The sequence below is a fragment of the Pseudomonas sp. S2_C03 genome (assembly GCF_054668405.1).
The window spans coordinates 3,695,292-3,718,011 of the sequence record NZ_CP162766.1; the positions used below are offsets into that span (position 1 = coordinate 3,695,292).

Sequence of the window (22,720 nt, forward strand, 5' to 3'; positions counted from 1 at the left end):
CACCGCAGGGTGTCAGGTACCCAGCGTCATCGTTGACGACCATCGCGAGTAAACTCGCTCCTACAGGGGGGATGCGGACACCTGGAGCGAAGTTTATTCAGGCAGCTCGACCAACCCATCGACATCCGTCATCGCCCGCTCCAGCAAATCCGCCGGTAGGCTTTTACTGGCGCGCGCCCCGAGCAACTTGAGTTGCTCGCTACGACTGACCAGATTGCCGCGACCTTCTGTCAGCTTGTTGCGCGCCGCGCTGTAGGCTTTGTCCAGCTGCTGCAAACGATTTCCGACTTCGTCCAGATCCTGGATGAACAACACAAACTTGTCGTACAGCCATCCTGCCCGCTCGGCAATTTCCCTGGCGTTCTGGCTCTGGCGCTCCTGCTTCCACAAGCTGTCGATCACCCGCAGCGTGGCCAGCAGGGTGGTCGGACTGACAATCACGATGTTGCGGTCGAACGCTTCCTGGAACAGGCTCGGCTCGGCCTGCAACGCGGCGGAAAACGCAGCCTCGATGGGCACGAACAACAAGACGAAATCCAGACTGTGCAGGCCGTCGAGGCGCTTGTAGTCCTTGCCGGCCAGCCCTTTGACGTGGCTGCGCAACGATTGCACGTGCTGCTTGATGGCGATCTGGGCAATGCCGTCATCTTCAGCCGCGACGAATTGCTGATAGGCGGTCAGGCTGACCTTGGAGTCGACCACCACTTGCTTGTCGCCCGGCAGGTAGATAATCACATCCGGCTGAAAGCGCTCACCGTCCGGGCCCTTGAGGTTGACCTGGGTCTGGTACTCGCGCCCTTTCTCCAGGCCGGCGTGTTCCAGCACCCGCTCAAGAATCAGCTCGCCCCAGTTACCCTGGGTTTTCTGGCCTTTCAACGCGCGGGTCAGGTTGGTGGCTTCGTCGCTCAGGCGCAGATTCAACTGTTGCAGGCGCTCCAGCTCCTTGGCCAGGGAAAAGCGTTCGCGAGCCTCGGCCTGGTAACTTTCCTCAACGCGTTTTTCAAACGACTGGATGCGCTCCTTCAACGGATCGAGCAACTGCCCCAAACGTTGCTGACTGGATTCGGCAAAACGCTGCTCACGCTCGTCGAAGATCTTGCCGGCCAGTTCGGCGAACTGGGCACGCAGCTCGTCTCGCGAGCCTTGCAGGTCATTAAGGCGCTGTTGGTGGCTTTCCTGTTGCTCACGCAGTTCGGCATTCAGCGAGGCGGCCTGCGCATCCAGACGACGCAGCTCGGCCTCCTTGCCCGCACGCTCGATGTTCCAGGCATGAGCAGCGTCACGGGCATCGTCACGCTCGATCTGCAGCAGTTCGACTTCACGGCGCAGGGCGGCCAGTTCAGCCTGCCTGGCGGTGTTCGCCTGACCCAGATCGGCTATTTCGTCGCGACAGGTTTCAAGTTGCGCGTTCAAGCCATTCTGGGCCATCTGAGCCATGGCCAGGCGCTCTTCCAAAAGGGCAACGTCCGACTGCGAATGGCTCGCCCGGCGTTGCAGTTGCCAGGCCAACGCCAACAACGGCAGTGCGGCCCCTGCCAGACCCAGCAATATGCTGGTCAAGTCCATCGCCATTGCCATTCCTGCCCATCCGCTGAAAATTGAAGGTTAACCAAGGCGTCAGGTCTTGGACAGCTCAGTCTTCGATCAACCCGAGTTCCTTCTGGGCACGGCGGTCACCGGCTCGAGCCGCCTGGCGCAGGAGGTCCTGGCCGATACGGCGATCCCGGGCATTGCCACACTCGCGGCACATTAACTGGCCGAGGCGACTTTGCGCGGCCACCACCCCTTCGCGAGCTGGCTGCTTGAGCAAACGTCCGGCGAAATGTTTGACATTGGTGTTGTCACCCAGGCGTGGACTGTCGAGCAGCCACTCGGCTACGCGCATCGAAATGCGTTTAGGTGGGGTAACACTGGAAGGATTTGAGGTGGCGGAAACTGATACGGAGCGAAACTTCATAAAGCACTGTGGGGCAAATCGGAGGCGCGCCACTCTACTCTCTTTTTCTTACAGGTAAAGTCTAAAAAATCCCGGCACGCCCGTCCTAGAGCAAGCGCTCGGGACAATCCACAGAAGCTGTGGATAACTCAGTGGACAACCGCCCTTGAACTCCCGCAAAGCCTTATGGAATGGGGCTCGCAGTCAAACTGACGATTTTTTCACCAGTAAAAAAAAGCGATGTTTTTCATTGACTTAAATTTTTCCTGCAGGCAGCCATTGCGCTTGAGGGCGATGTGACAGCGAGGTTACAGGTTGCGCAACTAATGTGCACAAGTACCTCCAGGGCGGTTATATGGGTGCGCTTTTTCGGCGCGTTTTGTTACTTAATCTGGGAATAAACCTTGGCAACCCCTGGCCTAAGGCCGCCTTTTGGGCGACGAACGTCATTGACCGACTGTCGGATTCCGGGCCATTTCGGGGCAAAAAGCCCCGGGAAATGCCGCAGGGGGATTGAGCCCAGAGGCCTACTCAAAGGTAATTGATCGATACCCTTCCCTTTCTCCGTTCGATCCGTTACTATCCGCGGCGTTAGTACCAAGCTGAAAGTCAATTCTGGTCGAACAAATCCCCCCGGCATGCCTTCTTGCACAGAAGCCCACCGAACAAGCGGGATCGGCCACCTCGATGGTTTCCAGGTAAAACTTGCGCCAACACGACCTTTGAATCGCAATCAAAGGGTGTTGCGAAGCCCCTTACTCTGACCGAACCAACCTGCAAATTGATCAGGATCTTCACCCCGGGCCCAGAACCTTTGCCCTCGATGTGATGCCTGCCCTCCTAAGTACCTACCTGCCAGCCCAAGCGCGCCAATTTAATCAGCGCTTCAAACTGGCTGCTTTGTTCCAGTCGGGTTCTTCGTTCGACCAATGGTGGTCGTCGTTACTGGAACGTTTTAATTTTGCACGGTTCATATCCGTGTCGCTTGCAGGAACACCTTTAATGACTACTCAAATCCATACACAGGATGCAATCCGCACCCTCACCAATGCTTTTGCTCCGATGAACTGCCTGATCATGGCCGCTCGCAAAGGCTGCTTCAGCTTTACGCTGGTCAACGAACACGGCATCGCTCGTCACAGCGAACGCCTGTACCCCGACCAGTACTCCAGCGCCGAGCCGCTGCAGGCCGTGATCGAGCGTACTCGCCAGGCGCTGGTCGCCTGACACTGCCACGCCATGTAGGAGCGAGCAAAAGCTCGCGATGGACGTAAACGAAAACGCGGGATGCCTGAATGCCCGCGGTGCACCGACCTCCATTCGCGAGCATGCTCGCTCCTACAGAGTGCAGCGAAAGCGAAAGCCCCGCCCTAAAAGCGGGGCTTTTTATTGCCTTGTGTTTCTCAGCGACTAAGTCCCAATCGATATAACGTTTATAACTGCCGATCAGAAATATTTTAAAAACAATCCTTTACAACGCGAATATGACACTAGACTTCAACTCAAGCGGCTTGATCCGCTTCCGGCGAGCCTGAGTCTTTATCCACCGCTGCCAACGCTCCCTCTCAGGACTCGCCGACCACTTCATGTTCCGAGGGTGTTATGGGTATCGCTGCCAGCGAACTTTGCCGTTATGTGATCCGTCCGACGTTGATCTACCTTGGACGCCATAACGCAACCGCCGAATCCCTGTTGCTGGGCATCGCCGCCAGTCAGTCCGCCCTTGGTTCCGCCCTGCATGACCGCCGTGGCCATGGCCTGTACAGAATTGCCGAACCCCGCCACCAGGCGCTGTGGGACGATTACCTGGCACTGGACCCGGAACGCGCCAGCCTGGTCCGCGGGCTGGCCAGCCAACACGCTTTCCTCAGTGGCCCCCACATTGAATTGACCGTCAACCTGCGTTACGCCACAGCCATCGCCTGGCTGCTGGTGGAAGAACAGAACACTCCACTCCCCGAAGCCGACGATCTGTTGGGCATGGCGCGCATCTGGCGCCAGACCTTTCAGCCGCAAGGACGCCTCAGAGACTTCACCTATGCCTGGCAAACCTGTGTTTCACCGCTGAATCAGGTCGCCTGCTGATACACCCCGCTCCGAAAGATCGTGCAACATGCCGCGAATCTGGTTGGATTGTCCTACAAAACCGCTCTAACTCAAGCGATACAGCCTATAGCGCCCGGACGAAAATGTTGGTAATTTCCGCCCCGGTGATCATCAGGAGTTCTAATAATGAAAAAAGTCATGCTCAAAACCACCCTTAGCCTCGCCGTTACCCTCGCCTCCACCCAGATCTTTGCGAGTGGCTTCGCCCTCAACGAACAAAGCATCAGCGGGATGGGGACAGGTTTTGCCGGGCGCTCTTCTTCTGCCGACGACGCATCCACCGTATTTGGCAACCCTGCCGGCATGGCGCGCCTCAAGCGCGAACAAGTGACCGGCGGTGTTGCATTCATTGACGCACACACCGATATCAGCGACGCCAGCTCCAGCCCGAACCGCGGCACCAATAAAGGTGACATGGTTCCGTTCATGGGCGTACCTATGGGTTACTACGTCAAGCCAATCGACGACCATTGGGCATTCGGCCTGGGCGTATACGCGCCGTTCGGCCTGGTAACCGACTACGAGAACGGCTTTGCCGGCAAGTACTTCGGCAGCAAAAGCGAAGTCAAGATCGTGACCGTCCAGCCAACCATCAGCTACGCCTTCAACGACAAGGTGTCGATCGGTTTCGGGCCGACCATCAACCGCATCGACGGCAAACTGGAATCAAACCTGTCGCTGAACCCTCGGGGTCCGGACGGCACTGTGACCATCAAGGGTGACGATACTGCCCTGGGCTTCAACGTGGGTGTACTGGTTCAAGCCACCGACAGCACTCGCCTGGGCATGACCTATCACTCGAAAGTGAAGTACAAACTCGACGGCGACACCAAGGTCAGCTACGTCGGTCTCGCCCTTGCAGGCCAGAATCCGAACCAGAAGTACGATGCCTCCCTGGACATCTCCACCCCTGAGTCGGTTGATTTCTCCGTGACTCACCAGTTGGACGACCAGTGGACCCTCTACGCAGGCAGCACCTGGACCCGCTGGAGCCGCCTGAAGGAGATCTCGGTTGAGAACGATGGCGTTCCAGCCGCACTGCGTCCCCAGTTCGGCACCATCACTGAAGAGCAAGACTGGCACGACACCTGGGCTCACGCCATCGGTGCTTCCTACCAGTTGAACAAGCAGTGGGTATTGCGTACCGGCCTGTCCTTCGACCAGTCGCCGACCAACAACGAACACCGCTCCCCACGCATCCCGACTGGCGATCGCACGATCTTCAGCGTGGGCGCCGGCTGGAGCCCGACCGACGACCTGACCATCGACGTGGCGTACTCGTACCTGAAAGAAGAGTCGGTGACGGTGAACAACTCCAACGGTGCACCTCGCAACCAGTCGTATAGCTCCAAGTATGAAAACTCGGCAAACGGTTTTGGTGTAGGCGCAACTTACCGCTTCTGATGATCAACGCCTGAACCTGTCCCTGTAGGAGCGAGCATGCTCGCGATGGTCGTCAACGATAACGCTGGATGCCTGACACCCAGCGGGGCCTAAACCTCCATCGCGAGCGTGCTCGCTCCTACAGAATGCATGCAGATCAGGGCTGCGAGGCCAGGGCTTTTTCCACGGCGCTGATGAAGGCCGGATCATCCGGTTTGGTCAGGCTGGAGAAATTGGCGATCACGTGGCCTTTGCGATCAACCACGTATTTATAGAAATTCCACTTCGGCGCGCTGCTCTGGGCTGCCAGCACCCGGAACAGATGCGTGGCGTCATCACCACGAACCTTCTGCGGCTCGGTCATGGTGAATGTCACGCCGTAGTTCACGTAGCAGACCTTGGCGGTCTCTTCGCCGTCCTTGGACTCCTGCTTGAAGTCATTGGACGGGACGCCAATGACCTCCAGCCCCTGGTCCTTGTATTGCTGATTGAGCGCCTCAAGCCCCTTGAATTGTGGGGCAAAGCCGCAAAAACTGGCGGTATTGACGACCACCAGCGGTTTGCCGGCGAAGCGTTGGCACAAATCGATGGACTCCTTGGCGCGCAGTTTCGGCAACGAGCCCTGCAACAGCTCCGGGCATTCGGCGGCCTGCGCCAAACCGCCAACGGCTAGGAGTAACGCGGGAACAGCAAGCCAGCGCATCAACATATCCAGTCATCCTTCAAGTCATCTGCAACGAACTTACTCGCCCTGGGCTTGCGCTAGCAAGCACCCATGCCCAGTTGCATCAACGCCAGCCCGCCCCGGTGCCAGCCCCACCACGCCAGGGCCAGCAACAGGGTGCCAGCGGCCGCAACGGCGACCCGCGGCCACAGGCTATTCATGTCGCGCTCATTTGCGTTTGCAGGCGCGCCACAGGCCGTTCACGCACTGGCCAGTTCAGCGCGGCAGCCATCAGGCTCAACAGAATCGCGACTTGCCAGATCAAGTCATAGCTCCCGGTTCGGTCATACACCACCCCGCCCAGCCAGCCGCCGAGGAACGAGCCGAGCTGGTGGAACAGGAACACGATCCCACCGAGCATGGACAGATTACGGACGCCAAACAAGGTCGCCACCGTACCGTTGGTCAATGGCACCGTCGACAGCCAGAGGAAGCCCATTGCCATACCAAACAGATAGGCCGTGGTGGTCGTGACCGGCGCCCACAGGAACAGTCCGATTACTACCGCCCGCAGCAAATACAGGCCGGTGAGCAAACGCGGCTTGGACATGCGCCCGCCGAGCCAGCCCGCTGTATAAGTACCAAAGATATTGAACAGGCCGATCAGCGCCAGCACCGTCGTGCCAACCGTCGCGGGCAGATGTTGATCCACCAGGTAGGCTGGCAGGTGCACGCCGATGAACACCACCTGGAAACCGCAGACGAAGAAGCCGAACGCGAGCAGCCAGAACCCGGAATGGGAGCAGGCTTCGTGCAGTGCTTCGGTCAGGGTCTGTTCGTGGCCGGCCGCCGGCAATGGCTTGTCCTTGAGCATGCTCACCAACGGCACGATCATGGCCACCAGCAGGCCCAACACCAGCAACGCCGCCGACCAACCCAGCCAGCCGATCAATCCCAGCGTACCGGGCAACATGGCGAACTGACCGAAGGAACCGGCCGCGCTGGCGATCCCCATGCCCATGCTGCGTTTCTCCGGCGGGACAGCACGCCCCACCACGCCGAGTATCACCGAGAACGATGTGCCTGACAGACCAATGCCGATCAACAGACCGGCGCTCAACGACAGGGTCAATGCAGAATCCGACAGCCCCATCAACGCCAGGCCCGAGGCGTACAGCACACCACCGATCAGCACGACTTTCGCCGCACCGAAGCGATCGGCCAACGCGCCAGTGAAGGGCTGGGCCAGGCCCCAGATCAGGTTTTGTAACGCGATGGCAAAGGCAAAGGTTTCACGCCCCCAGCCAAACTCGGCACTCATCGGCGCCAGAAACAGCCCGAAGCCATGCCGTACGCCCAGGGACAACGCAAGAATCAACGCACTCCCCAACAGAACCCAGCCGCAAGTACGCCACATCGATGTCATATTCTTATTCTCCGGTAGCGGGTATATACCCGCTTAAAGTCGGAAAAACAGGCCTCAGGCCAGTTCGTCCAGCAGCTTGAGCAAGGTTTCTCGTTTCTCGGCACCCAGGCGTTCGACCAATCGTTGTTGCGCGGCTTCCCACGCCGGCAAGGCCGCCACCAGTCGTTCAGCACCCGTTTGGGTGAGCTTGACGATGCGGTTACGCATGTCTTCGCCCTCGACCAGCATCACCAGGCCCTCGCCTTCCAGCACCCGCAAGTTGCGCCCAAGGGTGCTACGGTCCAGGCCCATGGCTTCCGCCAGGCTGGAAATGCTCGGTTGGTCCAGGCGCTGCAGATTGCACAGCAAAGAATACTGGGCGACGTTGATCCCGAAGCCATCGAGAGCGCCGTCGTAATGCCTGCTGACGCCACGAGCGGCGCGACGCAGGTTGATGCATAAACATTGGGAGTCGAGCATGGTGCGTGTATATACCCGCGAATCAGTTAAATCAAGTTTCAAAAATGGTGTTGTAAGTTAGATTGCTATCGCGGGCAAGCCCGCTCCCACATTCCGCCTGGTGTCTACAAGTCAAATGGTGGGAGCGGGCTTGCCCGCGATAGCGGTCTACTCCCTCACACAACAACGTCAGACCAACACAATCCCAACCAACACCGCCACCTCCAGCAACTCCAGCAGTGCCCCCGCCGTATCCCCCGTCGCCCCTCCCAGCCGCCGCAGCATCACCCGTCGCAACCAGACGAACACCAACGCCGCCAACACGACGGCAAAAGCCCCACTGAGCCCACCGATCAACGCACACGCCAAAGCGCTAACCGCCAACACCCGCTTGCCGGCCAAACGCGGCAAATGATCCGCCAACGCCTGCCCCAAACCACCCGCCCGCACATAAGGCGTAGTCAAAAACAGCCCCAACAACGCACTGCGACCGATTACCGGCACGATGATCAGCAGCACCGCGTGCTGTTGCTCAATCAGCGCCAGCAACGCGCAGAATTTCAGCAACAACACCACTACCAGCGTGACCACCGCAATCGGGCCGCTGCGCGGGTCCTTCATGATCGCAAGTGTGCGCTCGCGATCACCGAAACCACCCAGCCACGCGTCGGCGCTATCGGCCAGACCATCCAGGTGCAAGCCGCCGCTGAGCAACACCCACGCCGTCAGCAACAGCGCCGCGTGCAGCAACAATGGCGCACCGAGCAACAAGCCGTTCAACGTCCAGAGGATCACCCCGAACAATAACCCCACCAGCGGATAAAACAGCAAAGAACGCCCCAGCTCCTGGGGTGCTGGCATGCCTGGCAGGCGAATCGGCAGGCTGCTGAGAAATTGCAGGGCGATCCAGAACGGCAACATGGTCAGATCAATTCCTTGAGAAGGACACCGGGTGTGACGTTTAAAGAAAACAGCGCGCCATGCCTGACTTCCACATTGAGCAAGTGCTCGCGTGGCAATCCACGTGCCTGCGCCAGCAGCAGGCGCATGACCCCACCGTGGCTGATCAACAACACCCGTTCGCCGGCATGGGCTGCGTGCAGCCGCGCAATGGCGGCCAGGACCCGCGCCGAAAAGTCCTCGACGCGCTCCCCTTGCGGCGGTGTGAACGAGTAGGGATCGGCCCAGAACAAGCCGAGCGCTTCGGCATCCGTCTCCATCAACGCGGCTGCGCTCTGCCCTTCCCAGGCGCCGAAATGCAGTTCCTGCAGATCGACCTCCAGTTGCACGGGCAAACCCAGTTGCTCGCCGAGTTCTTCAGCAAAGCGCGCGCAACGCTGCAAGGGTGAACTGACCAGCCGATCCCAGGGCCCCTGCGCAACCACCGCCGCACGCATCTGCGCCCAACCGGCGTCGGTCAGCGCATCGTCGAGACTGCCGCGCAGGCCGCCACCGAGTTCAGTTTCGCCGTGGCGCAGCAGGTCCAGGCGCAAGGTCATGCCGGACGATCCGCGACGGCAGCCTCGGCGAACGTCGCCATTTGCCCGTGAAGATCACACGCCAGGCGCAGCACCGGCACGGCCAGCGCCGCACCACTGCCCTCGCCCAATCGCAGACCCAGCTCCAGCACCGGCTCGGCCTCCAGCATTTGCAGCACATGACGATGACCCGGCTCGGCACCACGATGACCAAACAGCATCCACTGGCGCGCTTGCGGGTTCAGGCGTACCGCCAGCAGCGCCGCGACACTGCAGATGAACCCGTCCACCAGCACGGCGATCCCTTCCTGGGCACACGCCAGGTACGCGCCCACCAGTGCGGCGATCTCAAACCCGCCAAGGTTGAACAGGGTCTGCAACGCATCGCCGCGCTGGGCCTCGTGCACGGACAACGCCCGTTCGATGACCTGCACCTTACGGCTGACACCCGCAGCGTTCAGTCCGGTGCCAGGGCCTGTCAGGTGGGTGACCGGGCAATCGAGCAAGGCACAGGCCAACGCACTGGCTGCAGTGGTGTTGCCTATGCCCATCTCGCCGCCAATGAACAACTGCGCACCCTGTTCGAGGGCGCGGCGTGCGCTGTCGCGGCCGGCCTGCAAGGCCAGTTCGCCCTGAGCCTGGCTCATGGCCGGACCCTGGACAAAATTCGCCGTGCCCGGGCCGATGTTCAAATGACGCACACCCGGCAGGTTCAACGCGGGCGTCACCGTGCCAAGGTCGACCACTTCCAGTGATGCGCCGAGCTGGCGCGCCAGCACGCTGATCGCCGCGCCACCACTGACGAAGTTGAGCAACATCTGCCCGGTGACTTCCTGGGGAAACGCCGACACACCCTCTGCCACCACGCCATGGTCACCGGCAAAAATGGCGATCCATACCTGGTCCAGGCTTGGTTTCACCTGCCCCTGCATACCGGCCAATTGCACCGCCACCGATTCAAGATGGCCTAGGGAGCCGGCGGGTTTGGTCAGCTGTTGTTGGCGAGCCTGCGCCTGTTCGACGGCCTGGGCGTCGATGGGCTTGCATGGATTCAGCCACCAGGATTGGGTCATAACGCGTTTCCTTTCAAAGTCAGGGGCAAGCCGGCGACGGTCAGCACCACGCGCTGGCAACGTTCAGCCAGCGCTTGATGCAGCCAACCGGCTTCATCGACATAACGGCGAGTCAATTCGCCCAGCGGCACGACACCCATTCCGGTCTCGTTGCTGACAAAAATGATTTCGCCCGGCAGGTCCGCTAGGCAGTCCAGCAACGCTTCCCGCTCGCTCGCCAGGCGTTCGGCGTCGTCGAGCATCAGCAGATTGGTCATCCACAGGGTCAGGCAATCCACCAGCAGGCAACGGTCAGCCCGGGCGGTTTCACGCAGGACGTGCGCGAGCTGCACCGGCTCTTCGATCAGCGCCCACGCGGCCGGTCGCCGGGCGCGATGATGGGCCACACGATCATTCATCTCACCGTCCAGCGGTTGGCTGGTGGCAATGTAGGTCACAGCCAGGGTGCTATCGGCGGCGAGTTTCTCGGCCAGGCGGCTCTTGCCGGAGCGGGCGCCGCCGAGGATCAGTTGGAGCATTGAGACATCCTGAAAAATAGATGGTGAGGCAACCGGCCTCATCGCGGGCAAGCCCGCTCCTACCGTGTCGTTCACAAAACCTGTAGGAGCGGGCTTGCCCGCGATGAGCCGGCAGGAACAACTCAAATCCCACAGAGCTTGCGCAAAAGCCCGGTATCCAGATGCTTCTCCACCAGATCCGCCAACCGTTCGATATCCCGCTCGCGCAGCCCGTGGTAATCGACTTCCTGCACATCCCGCAGCCCTGCCCATCGCAACAATGCAGCACTCGCCGCCGGCGACTCGAACAAGCCATGCAGGTAAGTGCCGAAAATCTGCCCGTCGGCACTCTGCGCGCCATCGCAGCGACCGTCATCCAGGAACACGGCCGCTTGCTCCAGGGCTGGCCCGGTGGTGACGCCGGCATGAATTTCATAACCCATGACGTCCGCATCCTCCAGCACCAGGCGCCCACGCACATTGCGCAGTTGTTTGTCGGCTTCCAACCGAGTCTCGAACGCCAACAACCCAAGGCCGGCACTGGAACCGGGCGCGCCTTCAAGGCCCAGCGGATCGTGGACTTGTTCACCGAGCATTTGCAGACCACCGCATATCCCCATAACCTTGCCACCGTAACGCAGGTGGCGGGTGATGGCAGTGTCCCAGCCATTCGCCCGCAAGTACGCCAGATCGCTGCGCACGCTTTTGGAGCCGGGCAGAATGATCAGGTCGGCGGGGGGAATGGCTTGGCCGGGGGCGATGAATTGCAAGTCCACCTGGGGGTGCAGGCGCAGTGGATCGAAATCGGTGTGGTTGCTGATACGCGGCAACACCGGCACCACCACCTTGAGCACCTGATCGGCCTTGTCGGCCTGACGCTGGTCGATGCCGTCCTCGGCTTCCAGATGAAGGTCCATCACGTAGGGCAAGACGCCGATCACCGGTTTGCCGGTGCGGGCCTGCAGCCAGTCGAGTCCCGGTTGGAGCAAGGCGATGTCGCCACGAAAACGGTTGATGATGAAGCCTTTGACCCGAGCCTGCTCACTGAGCGACAACAGCTCCAGTGTGCCGACCAGGTGCGCGAACACGCCGCCGCGATTGATATCGGCGATCAGCACGACCGGGCAATCCACCGCCTCGGCGAAGCCCATATTGGCAATGTCGCCGGCACGCAAGTTGATCTCTGCCGGCGAGCCCGCGCCTTCGACCATGACCACTGGATACGCCGCGCTCAAGCGCTGGTGCGAAGCCAGCACCGCTTCCATCGCGATGGCTTTGTAGTCGTGGTACGCCACCGCATTCATCGTCGTGACCGCACGGCCGTGGATGATCACCTGGGCGCCAGTGTCGCTGTTGGGCTTGAGCAGCACCGGATTCATGTCGGTGTGCGGTTCGAGATAAGCCGCCTGGGCCTGCACGGCTTGTGCGCGACCGATCTCGCCACCGTCGGCGGTCACGGCACTGTTGAGCGCCATGTTCTGAGGCTTGAACGGCACCACCTCGACGCCCTGGCGAGTGACCCAACGACACAAGGCCGTCACCAGCGTGCTTTTACCGGCGTCGGACGTGGTGCCCTGTACCATCAAGGTGGAGCCCCGGGGCTTGAGCGCAGTCATCGTTTTTCCCTGGCATAGGCTTCGAATGCCTGATCCAGCCGCAACCAATCAGCTTCCTCGCCCGGCAGGCCAAAGCGCAGGCTGCTGGTGCTGGAGAACAGGCGCAGCAGGATGCCGCGCAGGGCCATGAACTCATGCAACTCTTCGGCATGTTCGGTGCTCAGCCACTGAAACAGGGCGCAACCGCCCTGGGGTTTGAAACCGTGTTTTTCCAGCAGCGTCACCAGCCGCTCACTGGCGGCATCGCTGCGCGCGCGCTGACTGGCATGCGCCTGTTTATCCAGCAGGCAGACTCGCCCCAGCACACGGGTCGGCCCACTGACGGCCCAGGGTCCGACTTGTTCGGCAAGCAACTTGAGCAACTTGCGCTCGGCCAGGACAAACCCCAGGCGCACGCCGGCCAAACCAAAAAACTTGCCAAAGGAGCGCAGCACCACCAGGCCGACCTGATGGGAAAAAGGTGCCAGGCTCAGTTGCGGCGTGTTGTCCATGAACGCCTCGTCCACCACCAGCCAGCCGCCCCGTTGAGCCAACCGGGAATGCCATTCCAGCAAACGCGTAGGCGCGATGCACAAGCCGGTTGGATTGTTCGGATTGACCACCACCAGCACATCGAGGTTGTCGATGAAAAAATCGACTTCCTGTTCCACCACCTCACGCACGATGTAGCCGTTGCGGCGCCAGGCCTCGGCGTGTTCGGCGTAACAGGGTGACAGCACTCCGACCTTGCCGGCCCGACGCAAACGCGGCAGCAACTGGATCGCCATTTGCGAGCCCGCTACCGGCAGCACCTGCGAGGCGCCGTAGTATTCGCAGGCCGCCTGCTCCAGGCCATCGTCGGCTTCCGGCAACCGCGCCCAGGCGCGCAGCGGAATGTCCGGCACGGCAAACGGCCAGGGCGCAAGGCCGCTGGACAGGTCGAGCCAATCCGCTTCGGCAATGCCGTATTCAAGCGCCGCCTTGCGCAACCGACCACCGTGTTCAAGCATAAAATTCAGCTCCCACACACAGAATCAGCAACCATAACCATACCCCGCGCTGGACCAGTTGCCAGCCTCGATCAATGGAATCGGCGTCCGCTGGCACACCTTCGCCCAACTGGGGACGCTGGTGCAACTCACCGTGATAAATCGCCGCCCCACCCAACTCGACCCCCAGGGCGCCTGCCCCGGCGGCCATCACCGGACCGGCGTTCGGGCTGTCCCAGGTGGGGCCTTGTGTGCGCCAGCATTTGAATGCGAGTCGGGTCTTGCCCAACAGTGCATAGGTCAACGCCACCAATCGGGCAGGAATGTAGTTGAGCACGTCGTCGATCTTCGCAGCCGCCCAGCCGAAGCGTTCGAAACGCTCGTTGCGATAGCCCCACATCGCGTCCAGCGTGTTGCTCAAGCGATAGAGCACCACCCCTGGCGCGCCGGCCACGGCAAACCAGAACAACGCCGCGAAGACGGCGTCACTGCCGTTTTCCAGGACCGATTCAGTGGCGGCGCGGGCCACTTCGGTTGAATCCAGCTCAGTGGTCTGGCGACTGACCAGATAACCGACACGCTGGCGCGCCTGCTCCAGATCATTGCTACGCAAAGCCTTGGCAACCGGCTCGACGTGCTCCCCCAGGCTGCGCAAGCCAAGCGCACAATAGAGGGCGAGAATCTCGACGATCCAACCCACATAAGGCGCCCAGGAAAAAGCCGTGGCGAGCAAGGTCAGCGGCACGACCGCAATCACCCAGGCCGTCACGCCATGGCTGCGCCAGCCGCGACCACCCCCGTTGAAACGTTGTTCGATGCGGTCGGCAAAACGGCCGAAGGCGACCAGCGGATGCCAGCGCTTGGGCTCGCCCAGCAGCGCATCCAGCGCCACCGCAGCGACACTCAACAACGCCACACTCATTGACTCACTCCCCAATAATTCTCATACAACATTTCGCTTAATGGACGTTCCCGCGCCCAGCCTTCAAGCACCAGCATCGGTGCCGGATAAAACTGTTCGACCGGTCCCAGGCAGAGAATCGCCAAAGGCTTGGCCCCGGCGGGCAACCCCAACAGGTCAGCCAGGGCCTGGGGCTCGAACAACGAAACCCAACCCATGCCGAGCCCTTCGGCGCGGGATGCCAGCCACAGGTTCTGGATCGCGCAGGACAACGAGGCCATGTCCATTTCCGGCAACGTGCGGCGGCCGAAAATATGCCGTTCGCGGTCGTCCATCAGCGCCGCAATCAGCACCTCGGCGCAGTCGTTGATACCTTCCACTTTCAGCTTCATGAATTCGTCACTGCGCTCGCCGAGGGCCTCAGCGGTGCGCATGCGCTCTTCCTCCACCAGCGACTGGATCCTGCCGCGCAGGCTGCGGTCGCTGATGCGGATGAAACGCCACGGCTGCATCAGGCCAACGCTCGGCGCCTGGTGTGCGGCTTCGAGCAGGCGCCGCAGTTGCTCAGGTTCTACGGTGCCACCCGTGAAGTGACGCATGTCACGGCGTTCGGCGATGGCGCGGTAGACCGCTTGGCGTTCGGCCTCGGAGAAGGCGTTATCGGTCATGACCCTATCGCGGGCAAGCCCGCTCCTACACCAATACACTCGCCCCCTGTAGGAGCGGGCTTGCCCGCGATGGCGTCCGTAAGGTCCGGCGCAAAAAGCGCAGCAATCGCAGGAGGATTTGACGGAAAATAAAAATGCACATAAGAAGCCGTCATCCGCCCCTCACGATAAACGGCCTCCGCGCCGCGCCCCCCGTTCGGGCTCAGGCCGCGAGCAATCGGAGCCAGCCCGGTGGTGGTCAGCGAATGGTGATAGGTGTGCCCGCGCAGCGAGCCTTCCGGTAATTCAACCGCCTGCAAGGCGAGCGCCGCCAGGCGTTTCTGCATCACCGCATCCCCCGCCAGCAAGCCGGCCAACTCGGCGCGAGTGCCCTCGACATCCGTCAACGAATCAAGCAGGTAGAGCATGCCGCCGCATTCGGCCAGCAACGGTTTGCCGGCTGCATGGTGGGCGCGGATCGCTTCTAGCATCGACGTGTTCTGCGCCAGCGCCACGTGGTGCAGTTCCGGGTAACCGCCGGGCAAGTAGAGGCTGTCGGCGAGCGGCAGTTGCGTGTCACGAATCGGCGAGAAGAATGCCAACTCGGCGCCCATCGCCCGCAGCAGGTCCAGGCTGGCGCCATAGGTGAACGCAAAGGCTTCATCACGCGCCACGGCAATGCGCACGCCGGCCAGCCAAGGATCGACCGCGATCACTTCGGGGGCCGCAAACGCCACGGCGGGCGGCAGCGCGACTTCGCAACTGCTGGCCAGGGCATCGGCAGCAGCATCGAGACGCAGATCCAGATCGTTCAATTCACTGGCCTGAACCAGGCCCAGGTGTCGGCTCGGCAGCTCGATTCCGGTTTCCCGGGACAGCGCGCCGTACCAGCGCAAACCTTCGGTCAGGCTGCCTTCGAGCAATTGCGCATGGCGCAGGGTGCCGACCCGGTTGGCCAGCACACCGGCAAACGGCAGGTCCGGTTGATAGCGGGCCAGGCCCAGTGCCAGGGCGCCAAAGGTCTGCGCCATGGCCGTGCCGTCAATCACCGCGAGTACAGGCACACCGAAGTGACGCGCCAGGTCGGCGCTGGACGGGGTACCGTCGAACAGGCCCATGACCCCTTCAATGAGAATCAGGTCAGCCTCGGCGGCGGCTTCCCACAACAGTCGCCGGCTTTCCTGCTCGCCGACCATCCACATGTCCAATTGATACACCGGCGCACCGCTGGCGCGCTCGAGGATCATCGGGTCGAGAAAGTCCGGGCCACACTTGAAGACGCGCACCTTGCGCCCCTGGTTGCGATGCAACCTCGCCAGGGCGGCGGTGACGGTGGTCTTGCCCTGACCGGAGGCCGGCGCGGCAATCAATACCGCCGGGCAATGACGTGGCTCACTCACAGTTCAACGCCCTTCTGCGCCTTGATACCGGCCTGGAAGGCGTGCTTGATCATGCCCATTTCGGTAACGGTGTCGGCCAACTCGATCATCTCGGGTTTGGCGCCGCGGCCGGTCACCACCACGTGCTGCATCGGCGGACGCGCTTGCAGGTCGCTGAGGACCTGATCGAGGTCGAGGTAGCCGTGCTTGAGAGCGATGTTCAACTCATCCAGCACCACCAGACCAATCGACGGATCGCGCAGCAACTCGCGGGACACCGCCCAGGCCGCTTCGGCGGCAGCGATGTCACGCTGGCGGTCCTGGGTTTCCCAGGTAAAGCCTTCGCCCATCACGTGGAAACGCACCTGCTCCGGGAAGCGGCGGAAAAACAATTCTTCACCGGTACTGTTGCGACCCTTGATGAACTGCACCACGCCGCACTGCATGCCATGGCCCATGGAACGGGCGAGCATGCCAAACGCCGAGCTGCTTTTGCCTTTCCCATTGCCGGTGAGCACCAGCAGCAGGCCGCATTCGTTTGGCGAGTTGGCGATGCGTTCGTCGATCACGGCTTTTTTACGCAACATGCGCGCCAAATGGCGTTCGTCACGATCTGGGGTATCGGTCATGGGGGAGCTCTCCGTTGAGGCGGGATAACGGCGGGCAGGCACAAGAAACAGATGGCAAGAAGCCCGACATCGCCCACCGTGATGTCGCTGGATTGAATCAGGCCGGTCTCCGGGCTCATGAGCGGCATCACGCCGGACTGCGCGCCTTCCCATGTCGCGATCGACACAGTGGCTCAAGGCGCAGCTTTCACTCATTTACCGTTGCGGGGGCAGCGCCGGGATCGTGCACGCACTCACCGGCTTCCCTGTTTCACTCTGCCGACCTGGGTCACAGAGCACCTGAAACAAGCCGCGAAGGTTAGAGGGTTGGGGGTGGAGCGTCAATTAAAGCCGGGAGGCTGGCGGATGAATAACTGCCGTCGATCAATAAAATGACGCCAATCTTGTGCCAGACTCCCAGCAGTGATATCAAAGAGCCACAACCCCACATCACAAGAACAAGGGTGAGCACCATGCAAGGCATGATTATCAGCAATCCGCGACTGGAATTCCTGCGCCCGCTGCTGGAACGCTGGTTTGATTGTATAGACCGCTACAACGCCGTACGGGGCGATAACGACACACCTTACTGGTACGACGAAAAAGCCAATCTGGGTTTGCTCGCGGCCGCCGCCTGGATGGCCGAAATGGTCACCCTGCAAGACACCCAGACCCGCAAGCAGCTTGAGGAAGGCGAACGCAACGCCCGCGCCAATCTGTTCATCGCCTCCAGCGAAACGCGCGCGTATCTTCAGGCCACCCAACGCTGGCCACGGGTCAACAGTCTCAACCTGACCCAGGCGTTGGCGGAAATCACCAGCGACGCCAAACGCATCAGCTACAGCAGCGACCTGAAACTGGGCTGCCTGTTCGTGGCCCCGCAAAAAGCCCAGCACGGCGCCACGCCGGAAGAGCTGCAGGACATGGTCGATGACCTGCAAAAAGAACATTCCTGCGCGGTCGCCTGGTACTTCCCCTACGCCTACCGCAAATTACGCAACGAAGCGGGCAACTATCATCCGGGCATCGCGGTGTTGTTCAAGGAAGCTCACGGCTGACCGGTTGAACCATCTCGGGCTTGCGCTTCTCTACTGATCAGATCACTGCATTCTTAGGGAAGTTCAGCATGCGCAAGCCCCAGCTCGCTCTCGTCATCACCATGGCCGCCGGGCTCGCTGCCTGCGGTGAAACTTCCACCCTGCAGGTCTCCGACGGCACCGGCCCATCCCCGCAACTGCCAGAACCGAACAAGACACTGTTCCCGACAATGAACATCGCCCCGGCCATCGGCTGGCCGGCCGGCGCCAAACCGACGGCAGCAGCGGGCACTCAGGTGGCTGCATTTGCCGAAGGCCTCGATCACCCACGCTGGCTCTACGTACTGCCCAACGGCGACGTGCTGGTGGCCGAAACCAATGCGCCGCCCAAACCCGATGACGATAAAGGCATCAAGGGCTGGATCACCAAGAAAGTCATGAGCCGTGCCGGGGCTGCCGTACCCAGCCCCAACCGCATCACGTTGCTGCGCGACAAAGACCACGATGGCATCGCCGAAATCCGTACCGTGTTCCTGGAAAACCTCAACTCCCCCTTCGGCATGACACTGGTCGGTAATGACCTGTACGTCGCCGACACCGACAGACTGCTGCGTTTCAATTACCAGCAAGGCGACACCACGATCAAATCCCAACCCATGAAGGTGATTGACCTGCCGGGTGGCACGCTGAATCACCATTGGACAAAAAACGTCATCGCAAGCAAGGACGGCAGCAAGCTGTACGTCACGGTGGGCTCCAACAGTAACGTCGGCGAAAACGGCATGGACAAGGAAGAAGGACGCGCGGCAATCTGGGAAGTGGATCGTGCCACTGGCAACCACCGGATATTCGCCTCGGGCTTGCGCAACCCCAACGGCATGGCGTGGGAACCGCAGAGCGGCGCGCTGTGGACAGCGGTCAACGAGCGCGATGAAATCGGCAGTGACCTGGTGCCGGACTACATCACTTCGGTGAAGGAAGGTGCGTTCTATGGCTGGCCGTTCAGTTACTACGGCCAGCACATCGATGTACGCGTAGAACCTCAAAATCCGGACCTGGTGGCCAAGGCTATTGCACCGGATTACGCAGTCGGCCCGCATACCGCCTCATTGGGCCTGGCCTTCGCAGAAGGCAATACGTTGCCGGCCCAATTCAAGGAAGGCGCTTTCGTCGGCCAGCATGGCTCGTGGAACCGGAAACCGCACAGTGGCTACAAAGTGATCTTCGTGCCCTTCAGCGCGGGCAAACCGAGCGGCGCGCCAGTGGATGTGCTCACGGGTTTTCTCAATGACGAAGAGAAAGCCATGGGTCGCCCGGTGGGCGTGGTGATCGATCAGCAGGGCGACCTGCTGGTGGCCGATGATGTGGGGAACAAGGTGTGGCGGGTGTCTGCCGCGAAATGACCTTCCCCCTTTAGGAGCGAGCATGCTCGCGATGATCGTCAACGAAAACGTTGGCTATCTGACACCCAGCGGCGTTTTCCAGTCCATCGCGAGCATGCTCGCTCCTACAGGGCGCGCGTGAAGGCCTCTAGCGCTTACGACAAAGCGTCAACCCATCCCCCAGTGGCAACAGCGACAGGTCCACTCGCGCGTCATCCTTCAACGCACGATTGAGCGCCTGGATCGCGCGGGTGTCAGCGCTTTCGGGCGCTGACTCCAGCACCCGCCCACTCCACAGCGTGTTGTCGAACACCGCCAGGCCGCCAACGCGCAACAGACGCAGGGCATGCTCAAGATAGTGGGGGTAGTTGGCCTTGTCGGCATCGATGAAGATCAGATCGAACTGCCCTGGCTCATCCAACTGAGACAGGGTGTGCAGCGCAGGCGCCAGCCGCAGGTCAATCCGCTCGTCCAGGCCCGCCTCCTGCCAGTAACGACGCGCGATGACATTATAGTCGCCGGGTACATCACAGCAGATCAGTGCACCGTCATCCGGCAAGGCGGCCGCCATGCACAACGCGCTGTAACCGGTGAAAGTGCCGATTTCCAGAATTCGTCTTGCACCGATCAGCCTGACCAGCAAGGCAAGGAATTGCCCCTGTTCCGGCGCCACCTGCCAGCGCGCCATGGGCAGCGCCTGGGTTTCGTCGCGCAGGCGTTTGAGCAGCGGCGTTTCCCTCAGGGAAACGTCGAGCAGGTATTGGTACAGGGCATCATCGAGATTCAGCGTGCGAGCGGTCATGACAACCTCTCCAGACTAGGGGTTGCGCGCCAGATGCTCGGGTTGCAGAACACGCTTCGCGCTCAGGTAGGCTTTCTGCCAATACGCCTTGGACAAGCTGTCGAGCTTGACCGTGCCACCGGTGGCCGGCGCATGGACAAATCGACCCTCACCAACGTAGATCCCGGCGTGACTCACCTGAGAGCCGCCGTTGGTGGCGAAGAACACCAGATCACCACTTTGCAGGCCTTCTTTGCCGACATCGGCCGCCTGCATGCTGATCATTTCGCGAGTCGTACGCGGCAACGAAATACCGGCGGCGTCGCGATAGACGTAACCAATCAGGCCACTGCAATCGAAACCGGAATCCGGTGTGTTGCCCCCCCAGCGATAAGGTGTGCCGACCAGGCCCAGAGCGCGAAACAACACGTCTTCTGCCTCGGGTGAGGACGGCTGTGGCGTACCAAAGACAATCGGCGCGCGAACCACAGGCGCAGGTGGCGTGCGGCTGGCGCAAGCGCTGAGCAGCGCGGCGAGGAGCATGAGTGCGAGGCGGGCCGACATCGTCATAAGCAGAGCATCCTGATCTGTCTGCGGCTTTTTTCTGCCCAAGCGACAGAAAAGAAAACCGCCTGCGCAAGGCGCAGGCGGTTTGCCATCAATAATAGATCAGGATTCTAGCGCCTATGGGGCAAACTTCAAGTAAGACTTTAAGTTCACCATGTAACCAGTGCGGTTACTGCCCGGCAGTGGTCGCCACCGACCGAATGAAGCATTACTTGCGTGCGGTGACCACTGTCGGCGCCATGGCGAGTGCACGCTTGGCTTCGATGAAGGTCTTGCTCCAGTAGCTGTCGCCCAGGCTATCGACCCGTACACCACCGCTTTTGCGGCTGCTGGAGTGGATGAACTGGTTGTCGCCCAGGTAGATCCCGGCGTGACTCACACGACCGCGACGGCCGTTGGTAGCGAAGAACAGCAGATCGCCCGGCTTGAGCGCGCTACGGGAAACCAGTGGCGCATCGACGTTGATCATTTCGCGAGTGGAGCGTGGCAGGTTCATGCCAGCCTCTTCACGAAACAGATAGCCGATGAAACCGCTGCAATCAAAGCCAGCCTCGGAGGTGCCGCCGAAACGGTAGCGGGTACCGATCAGGGACATACCGCGCTCGAGGATGCTGTCCGCCAGGACCGGAAGCTGGTACGACTTGCCGTCGGCGAAGTTGGCCAGTTCCTTGTCGGTTTCCAGTTCTTGCTGGAAACGCTCGGCGGAAGATTGTGCGGTAACCGAATTTTTGCTGACCTGCTGTTGAGGAGCCTGCTCCGACACTGGGGTGTGGGCGGCGCAACCGAACAACAGGGTAACGAGTGCGAGGGGCACGAGGGGTGCGAAGCGCTTTAGCATGGGCACGACCGTGACTTCATAGTTGTAAAGAAGCCGAGACTATGCCCGCTATCGACCTCATTTGCAAATTCAATCGAAACTTTTGTGACTTTTCGTTTTCGCGTTTACATCTAAGCGCTTAAGCCCCATTTAGACGCTTACGCGGCCTACACCCTGTAGGAACGCGGGTTTGTTGACGCCTGAAATATGCCGAAAGCCCTGAAAAACCGGGGCTCACCAGCCCAATGTTTCTTTCAGGAAAGGGATGGTCAGCTTGCGCTGGGCTTGCAGGGAGGCCTGATCGAGCTGCTCGAGCAGGTCGAACAATGCGCTCATGCTGCGAGTGCCTCGAGTCAGGATGAAATGCCCGACTTCGTCAGTCAGGTGCAGGCCGCGACGAGACGCGCGTAGCTGCAACGCGCGCAGTTTGTCTTCGTCGGACAAGGGTCGCATCTGAAAGATAAGTGCCAGGGTCAGGCGTGATTTGAGGTCGGCGAGCTTCACCGGCAATTCGCGCGGAGAGGTCGAAGCCGCAATCAACAGCCGCCGCCCGCTGTCGCGCAGACGGTTGAATAGATGGAACAGCGCCTCTTCCCAGTCCGCATGCCCGGCCACCGACTGCAAATCGTCCAGACAGACCAGTTCGTACTGTTCGAGGTTGTCGAGAATTTCAACGCCGCGATCCATCAACTCGGCCAGCGGCAGGTAAACCGCTGGTTCACCCATCTGTTCGAAACGCAGGCACGCGGCCTGCAACAGATGCGTACGCCCTACCCCGTGCTTGCCCCAGAGGTAAATCAGGCTTTCGGTCCAGCCGGCGTCGGCTTCGCAAAGCCGCTCGACATAGCCGAGTGCAGCGGCATTGGCGCCTGGGTAGTAGTTGATAAAGGTAGCGTCATCACGCAGACGCACACCTAGGGGCAGCTGAATCGGTTTCATGCTGACTGAACGGTTCCAAATGAACCGTTAGTGGCCTCTGTGTAAAGTTCGCGAAGTTTATACCCGTGAGGCTGGCC

At 60.9% G+C, this 22,720-nt stretch carries 25 protein-coding genes and 1 riboswitch; of the genes, 5 read left to right on the forward strand and 20 right to left on the reverse strand.

Annotated elements, in window-relative coordinates:
* Positions 1 to 93: 93 nt before the first annotated feature.
* Positions 94 to 1,437 (reverse strand): DNA recombination protein RmuC, encoded by a 1,344-nt coding sequence (locus AB4N64_RS17010; protein ID WP_460126788.1) that lies wholly within the window; start codon positions 1,435 to 1,437, stop codon positions 94 to 96.
* A 196-nt stretch (positions 1,438 to 1,633) separates the two neighbouring features.
* Complete coding sequence (locus AB4N64_RS17015; RefSeq protein WP_460117062.1) at positions 1,634 to 1,957, reverse strand: sel1 repeat family protein; 324 nt, start codon at positions 1,955 to 1,957, stop codon at positions 1,634 to 1,636.
* Between the two features lie 981 nt (positions 1,958 to 2,938).
* Between AB4N64_RS17015 and AB4N64_RS17020 the strand changes: the two genes are divergently transcribed.
* From AB4N64_RS17020 to AB4N64_RS17030, 3 genes are all read left to right on the forward strand, one after another.
* Entirely contained in the window at positions 2,939 to 3,163 is a 225-nt protein-coding gene (locus AB4N64_RS17020; protein ID WP_008031832.1) for a hypothetical protein, read from the forward strand.
* A 375-nt stretch (positions 3,164 to 3,538) separates the two neighbouring features.
* Positions 3,539 to 4,021 (forward strand): hypothetical protein, encoded by a 483-nt coding sequence (locus AB4N64_RS17025; RefSeq protein ID WP_460117063.1) that lies wholly within the window; start codon positions 3,539 to 3,541, stop codon positions 4,019 to 4,021.
* Positions 4,022 to 4,168: 147 nt separating this feature from the next.
* Positions 4,169 to 5,446: an OmpP1/FadL family transporter gene (locus AB4N64_RS17030; protein ID WP_460117064.1), complete on the forward strand. Its 1,278-nt coding sequence runs from the start codon at positions 4,169 to 4,171 to the stop codon at positions 5,444 to 5,446.
* A 136-nt stretch (positions 5,447 to 5,582) separates the two neighbouring features.
* Here the strand turns inward: AB4N64_RS17030 and AB4N64_RS17035 are convergent, their stop codons facing one another.
* The 14 genes from AB4N64_RS17035 to cobO all read right to left on the reverse strand — a co-directional run bounded on the left by AB4N64_RS17035 (position 5,583) and on the right by cobO (position 17,141).
* Positions 5,583 to 6,134, reverse strand: coding sequence for a glutathione peroxidase (locus tag AB4N64_RS17035; protein ID WP_460117065.1), 552 nt, complete (start codon positions 6,132 to 6,134; stop codon positions 5,583 to 5,585).
* 53 nt (positions 6,135 to 6,187) lie between these two features.
* Positions 6,188 to 6,310: a hypothetical protein gene (locus AB4N64_RS17040; RefSeq protein WP_460117066.1), complete on the reverse strand. Its 123-nt coding sequence runs from the start codon at positions 6,308 to 6,310 to the stop codon at positions 6,188 to 6,190.
* Positions 6,307 to 7,515 carry an MFS transporter gene (locus AB4N64_RS17045; protein WP_460117067.1) on the reverse strand — a complete coding sequence of 403 codons (1,209 nt, stop codon included), beginning with the start codon at positions 7,513 to 7,515 and terminating at the stop codon, positions 6,307 to 6,309. Before AB4N64_RS17045 ends, AB4N64_RS17040 begins: the two co-directional genes overlap by 4 nt.
* 54 nt (positions 7,516 to 7,569) lie before the next feature.
* Positions 7,570 to 7,974, reverse strand: a complete 405-nt coding sequence (locus AB4N64_RS17050; protein WP_460117068.1) for a MarR family winged helix-turn-helix transcriptional regulator — start codon at positions 7,972 to 7,974, stop codon at positions 7,570 to 7,572.
* A 168-nt stretch (positions 7,975 to 8,142) separates the two neighbouring features.
* A complete protein-coding gene (locus AB4N64_RS17055) occupies positions 8,143 to 8,874 on the reverse strand; it encodes an adenosylcobinamide-GDP ribazoletransferase (RefSeq protein ID WP_460117069.1) in 732 nt (243 codons plus the stop codon).
* Positions 8,875 to 8,876: 2 nt separating this feature from the next.
* A complete protein-coding gene (gene cobC / locus AB4N64_RS17060) occupies positions 8,877 to 9,452 on the reverse strand; it encodes an alpha-ribazole phosphatase family protein (RefSeq protein WP_460117070.1) in 576 nt (191 codons plus the stop codon).
* Positions 9,449 to 10,504, reverse strand: coding sequence for a nicotinate-nucleotide--dimethylbenzimidazole phosphoribosyltransferase (gene cobT / locus AB4N64_RS17065; RefSeq protein WP_460117071.1), 1,056 nt, complete (start codon positions 10,502 to 10,504; stop codon positions 9,449 to 9,451). Before cobT ends, cobC begins: the two co-directional genes overlap by 4 nt.
* Positions 10,501 to 11,022, reverse strand: a complete 522-nt coding sequence (gene cobU / locus AB4N64_RS17070; protein ID WP_460117072.1) for a bifunctional adenosylcobinamide kinase/adenosylcobinamide-phosphate guanylyltransferase — start codon at positions 11,020 to 11,022, stop codon at positions 10,501 to 10,503. The genes cobT and cobU overlap by 4 nt, the downstream gene beginning before the upstream one ends.
* Before the next feature lie 122 nt (positions 11,023 to 11,144).
* Positions 11,145 to 12,617, reverse strand: a complete 1,473-nt coding sequence (locus AB4N64_RS17075) for a cobyric acid synthase (RefSeq protein WP_460117073.1) — start codon at positions 12,615 to 12,617, stop codon at positions 11,145 to 11,147.
* Positions 12,614 to 13,606 carry a threonine-phosphate decarboxylase CobD gene (gene cobD, locus AB4N64_RS17080; RefSeq protein WP_460117074.1) on the reverse strand — a complete coding sequence of 331 codons (993 nt, stop codon included), beginning with the start codon at positions 13,604 to 13,606 and terminating at the stop codon, positions 12,614 to 12,616. The genes AB4N64_RS17075 and cobD overlap by 4 nt, the downstream gene beginning before the upstream one ends.
* Positions 13,599 to 14,507, reverse strand: coding sequence for an adenosylcobinamide-phosphate synthase CbiB (gene cbiB, locus AB4N64_RS17085; RefSeq protein WP_460117075.1), 909 nt, complete (start codon positions 14,505 to 14,507; stop codon positions 13,599 to 13,601). Before cbiB ends, cobD begins: the two co-directional genes overlap by 8 nt.
* The gene (gene bluB / locus AB4N64_RS17090) at positions 14,504 to 15,154 is read right to left on the reverse strand and encodes a 5,6-dimethylbenzimidazole synthase (protein ID WP_460117076.1); all 651 of its coding nucleotides are present in this window, start codon (positions 15,152 to 15,154) and stop codon (positions 14,504 to 14,506) included. Before bluB ends, cbiB begins: the two co-directional genes overlap by 4 nt.
* Positions 15,151 to 16,533, reverse strand: a complete 1,383-nt coding sequence (locus AB4N64_RS17095) for a cobyrinate a,c-diamide synthase (protein ID WP_460117077.1) — start codon at positions 16,531 to 16,533, stop codon at positions 15,151 to 15,153. The genes bluB and AB4N64_RS17095 overlap by 4 nt, the downstream gene beginning before the upstream one ends.
* Positions 16,530 to 17,141: a cob(I)yrinic acid a,c-diamide adenosyltransferase gene (gene cobO / locus AB4N64_RS17100; protein ID WP_075948452.1), complete on the reverse strand. Its 612-nt coding sequence runs from the start codon at positions 17,139 to 17,141 to the stop codon at positions 16,530 to 16,532. The genes AB4N64_RS17095 and cobO overlap by 4 nt, the downstream gene beginning before the upstream one ends.
* An 83-nt stretch (positions 17,142 to 17,224) precedes the next feature.
* Positions 17,225 to 17,439: riboswitch (cobalamin riboswitch) on the reverse strand.
* A 154-nt stretch (positions 17,440 to 17,593) separates the two neighbouring features.
* Between cobO and AB4N64_RS17105 the strand changes: the two genes are divergently transcribed.
* Together AB4N64_RS17105 and AB4N64_RS17110 are read left to right on the forward strand one after the other, a co-directional pair.
* Positions 17,594 to 18,178, forward strand: a complete 585-nt coding sequence (locus AB4N64_RS17105; protein WP_460117079.1) for a hypothetical protein — start codon at positions 17,594 to 17,596, stop codon at positions 18,176 to 18,178.
* A 68-nt stretch (positions 18,179 to 18,246) separates the two neighbouring features.
* Positions 18,247 to 19,560 carry a PQQ-dependent sugar dehydrogenase gene (locus AB4N64_RS17110; protein WP_460117080.1) on the forward strand — a complete coding sequence of 438 codons (1,314 nt, stop codon included), beginning with the start codon at positions 18,247 to 18,249 and terminating at the stop codon, positions 19,558 to 19,560.
* 127 nt (positions 19,561 to 19,687) lie between these two features.
* Here AB4N64_RS17110 and AB4N64_RS17115 read toward each other — a convergent pair whose 3' ends face one another.
* From AB4N64_RS17115 to hda, 4 genes are all read right to left on the reverse strand, one after another.
* Complete coding sequence (locus tag AB4N64_RS17115) at positions 19,688 to 20,341, reverse strand: O-methyltransferase (RefSeq protein ID WP_460117081.1); 654 nt, start codon at positions 20,339 to 20,341, stop codon at positions 19,688 to 19,690.
* Between the two features lie 15 nt (positions 20,342 to 20,356).
* The gene (locus AB4N64_RS17120) at positions 20,357 to 20,890 is read right to left on the reverse strand and encodes a C40 family peptidase (RefSeq protein WP_460117082.1); all 534 of its coding nucleotides are present in this window, start codon (positions 20,888 to 20,890) and stop codon (positions 20,357 to 20,359) included.
* A 205-nt stretch (positions 20,891 to 21,095) separates the two neighbouring features.
* Complete coding sequence (locus AB4N64_RS17125; protein ID WP_460117083.1) at positions 21,096 to 21,725, reverse strand: C40 family peptidase; 630 nt, start codon at positions 21,723 to 21,725, stop codon at positions 21,096 to 21,098.
* A gap of 213 nt (positions 21,726 to 21,938) precedes the next feature.
* Positions 21,939 to 22,643 (reverse strand): DnaA regulatory inactivator Hda, encoded by a 705-nt coding sequence (gene hda / locus AB4N64_RS17130; protein WP_460117084.1) that lies wholly within the window; start codon positions 22,641 to 22,643, stop codon positions 21,939 to 21,941.
* Positions 22,644 to 22,720: the final 77 nt, after the last annotated feature.

Bases quoted from the DNA above. Each gene is read 5' to 3' on its own strand.
- AB4N64_RS17010 (WP_460126788.1), bottom strand. From the start codon at position 1,437: ATGGCTCAGATGGCCCAGAATGGCTTGAACGCGCAACTTGAAACCTGT.
- AB4N64_RS17015 (WP_460117062.1), bottom strand. From the start codon at position 1,957: ATGAAGTTTCGCTCCGTATCAGTTTCCGCCACCTCAAATCCTTCCAGT.
- AB4N64_RS17020 (WP_008031832.1), top strand. From the start codon at position 2,939: ATGACTACTCAAATCCATACACAGGATGCAATCCGCACCCTCACCAAT.
- AB4N64_RS17025 (WP_460117063.1), top strand. From the start codon at position 3,539: ATGGGTATCGCTGCCAGCGAACTTTGCCGTTATGTGATCCGTCCGACG.
- AB4N64_RS17030 (WP_460117064.1), top strand. From the start codon at position 4,169: ATGAAAAAAGTCATGCTCAAAACCACCCTTAGCCTCGCCGTTACCCTC.
- AB4N64_RS17035 (WP_460117065.1), bottom strand. From the start codon at position 6,134: ATGTTGATGCGCTGGCTTGCTGTTCCCGCGTTACTCCTAGCCGTTGGC.
- AB4N64_RS17040 (WP_460117066.1), bottom strand. From the start codon at position 6,310: ATGAATAGCCTGTGGCCGCGGGTCGCCGTTGCGGCCGCTGGCACCCTG.
- AB4N64_RS17045 (WP_460117067.1), bottom strand. From the start codon at position 7,515: ATGACATCGATGTGGCGTACTTGCGGCTGGGTTCTGTTGGGGAGTGCG.
- AB4N64_RS17050 (WP_460117068.1), bottom strand. From the start codon at position 7,974: ATGCTCGACTCCCAATGTTTATGCATCAACCTGCGTCGCGCCGCTCGT.
- AB4N64_RS17055 (WP_460117069.1), bottom strand. From the start codon at position 8,874: ATGTTGCCGTTCTGGATCGCCCTGCAATTTCTCAGCAGCCTGCCGATT.
- cobC (WP_460117070.1), bottom strand. From the start codon at position 9,452: ATGACCTTGCGCCTGGACCTGCTGCGCCACGGCGAAACTGAACTCGGT.
- cobT (WP_460117071.1), bottom strand. From the start codon at position 10,504: ATGACCCAATCCTGGTGGCTGAATCCATGCAAGCCCATCGACGCCCAG.
- cobU (WP_460117072.1), bottom strand. From the start codon at position 11,022: ATGCTCCAACTGATCCTCGGCGGCGCCCGCTCCGGCAAGAGCCGCCTG.
- AB4N64_RS17075 (WP_460117073.1), bottom strand. From the start codon at position 12,617: ATGACTGCGCTCAAGCCCCGGGGCTCCACCTTGATGGTACAGGGCACC.
- cobD (WP_460117074.1), bottom strand. From the start codon at position 13,606: ATGCTTGAACACGGTGGTCGGTTGCGCAAGGCGGCGCTTGAATACGGC.
- cbiB (WP_460117075.1), bottom strand. From the start codon at position 14,507: ATGAGTGTGGCGTTGTTGAGTGTCGCTGCGGTGGCGCTGGATGCGCTG.
- bluB (WP_460117076.1), bottom strand. From the start codon at position 15,154: ATGACCGATAACGCCTTCTCCGAGGCCGAACGCCAAGCGGTCTACCGC.
- cobO (WP_075948452.1), bottom strand. From the start codon at position 17,141: ATGACCGATACCCCAGATCGTGACGAACGCCATTTGGCGCGCATGTTG.
- AB4N64_RS17105 (WP_460117079.1), top strand. From the start codon at position 17,594: ATGCAAGGCATGATTATCAGCAATCCGCGACTGGAATTCCTGCGCCCG.
- AB4N64_RS17110 (WP_460117080.1), top strand. From the start codon at position 18,247: ATGCGCAAGCCCCAGCTCGCTCTCGTCATCACCATGGCCGCCGGGCTC.
- AB4N64_RS17115 (WP_460117081.1), bottom strand. From the start codon at position 20,341: ATGACCGCTCGCACGCTGAATCTCGATGATGCCCTGTACCAATACCTG.
- AB4N64_RS17120 (WP_460117082.1), bottom strand. From the start codon at position 20,890: ATGACGATGTCGGCCCGCCTCGCACTCATGCTCCTCGCCGCGCTGCTC.
- AB4N64_RS17125 (WP_460117083.1), bottom strand. From the start codon at position 21,725: ATGCTAAAGCGCTTCGCACCCCTCGTGCCCCTCGCACTCGTTACCCTG.
- hda (WP_460117084.1), bottom strand. From the start codon at position 22,643: ATGAAACCGATTCAGCTGCCCCTAGGTGTGCGTCTGCGTGATGACGCT.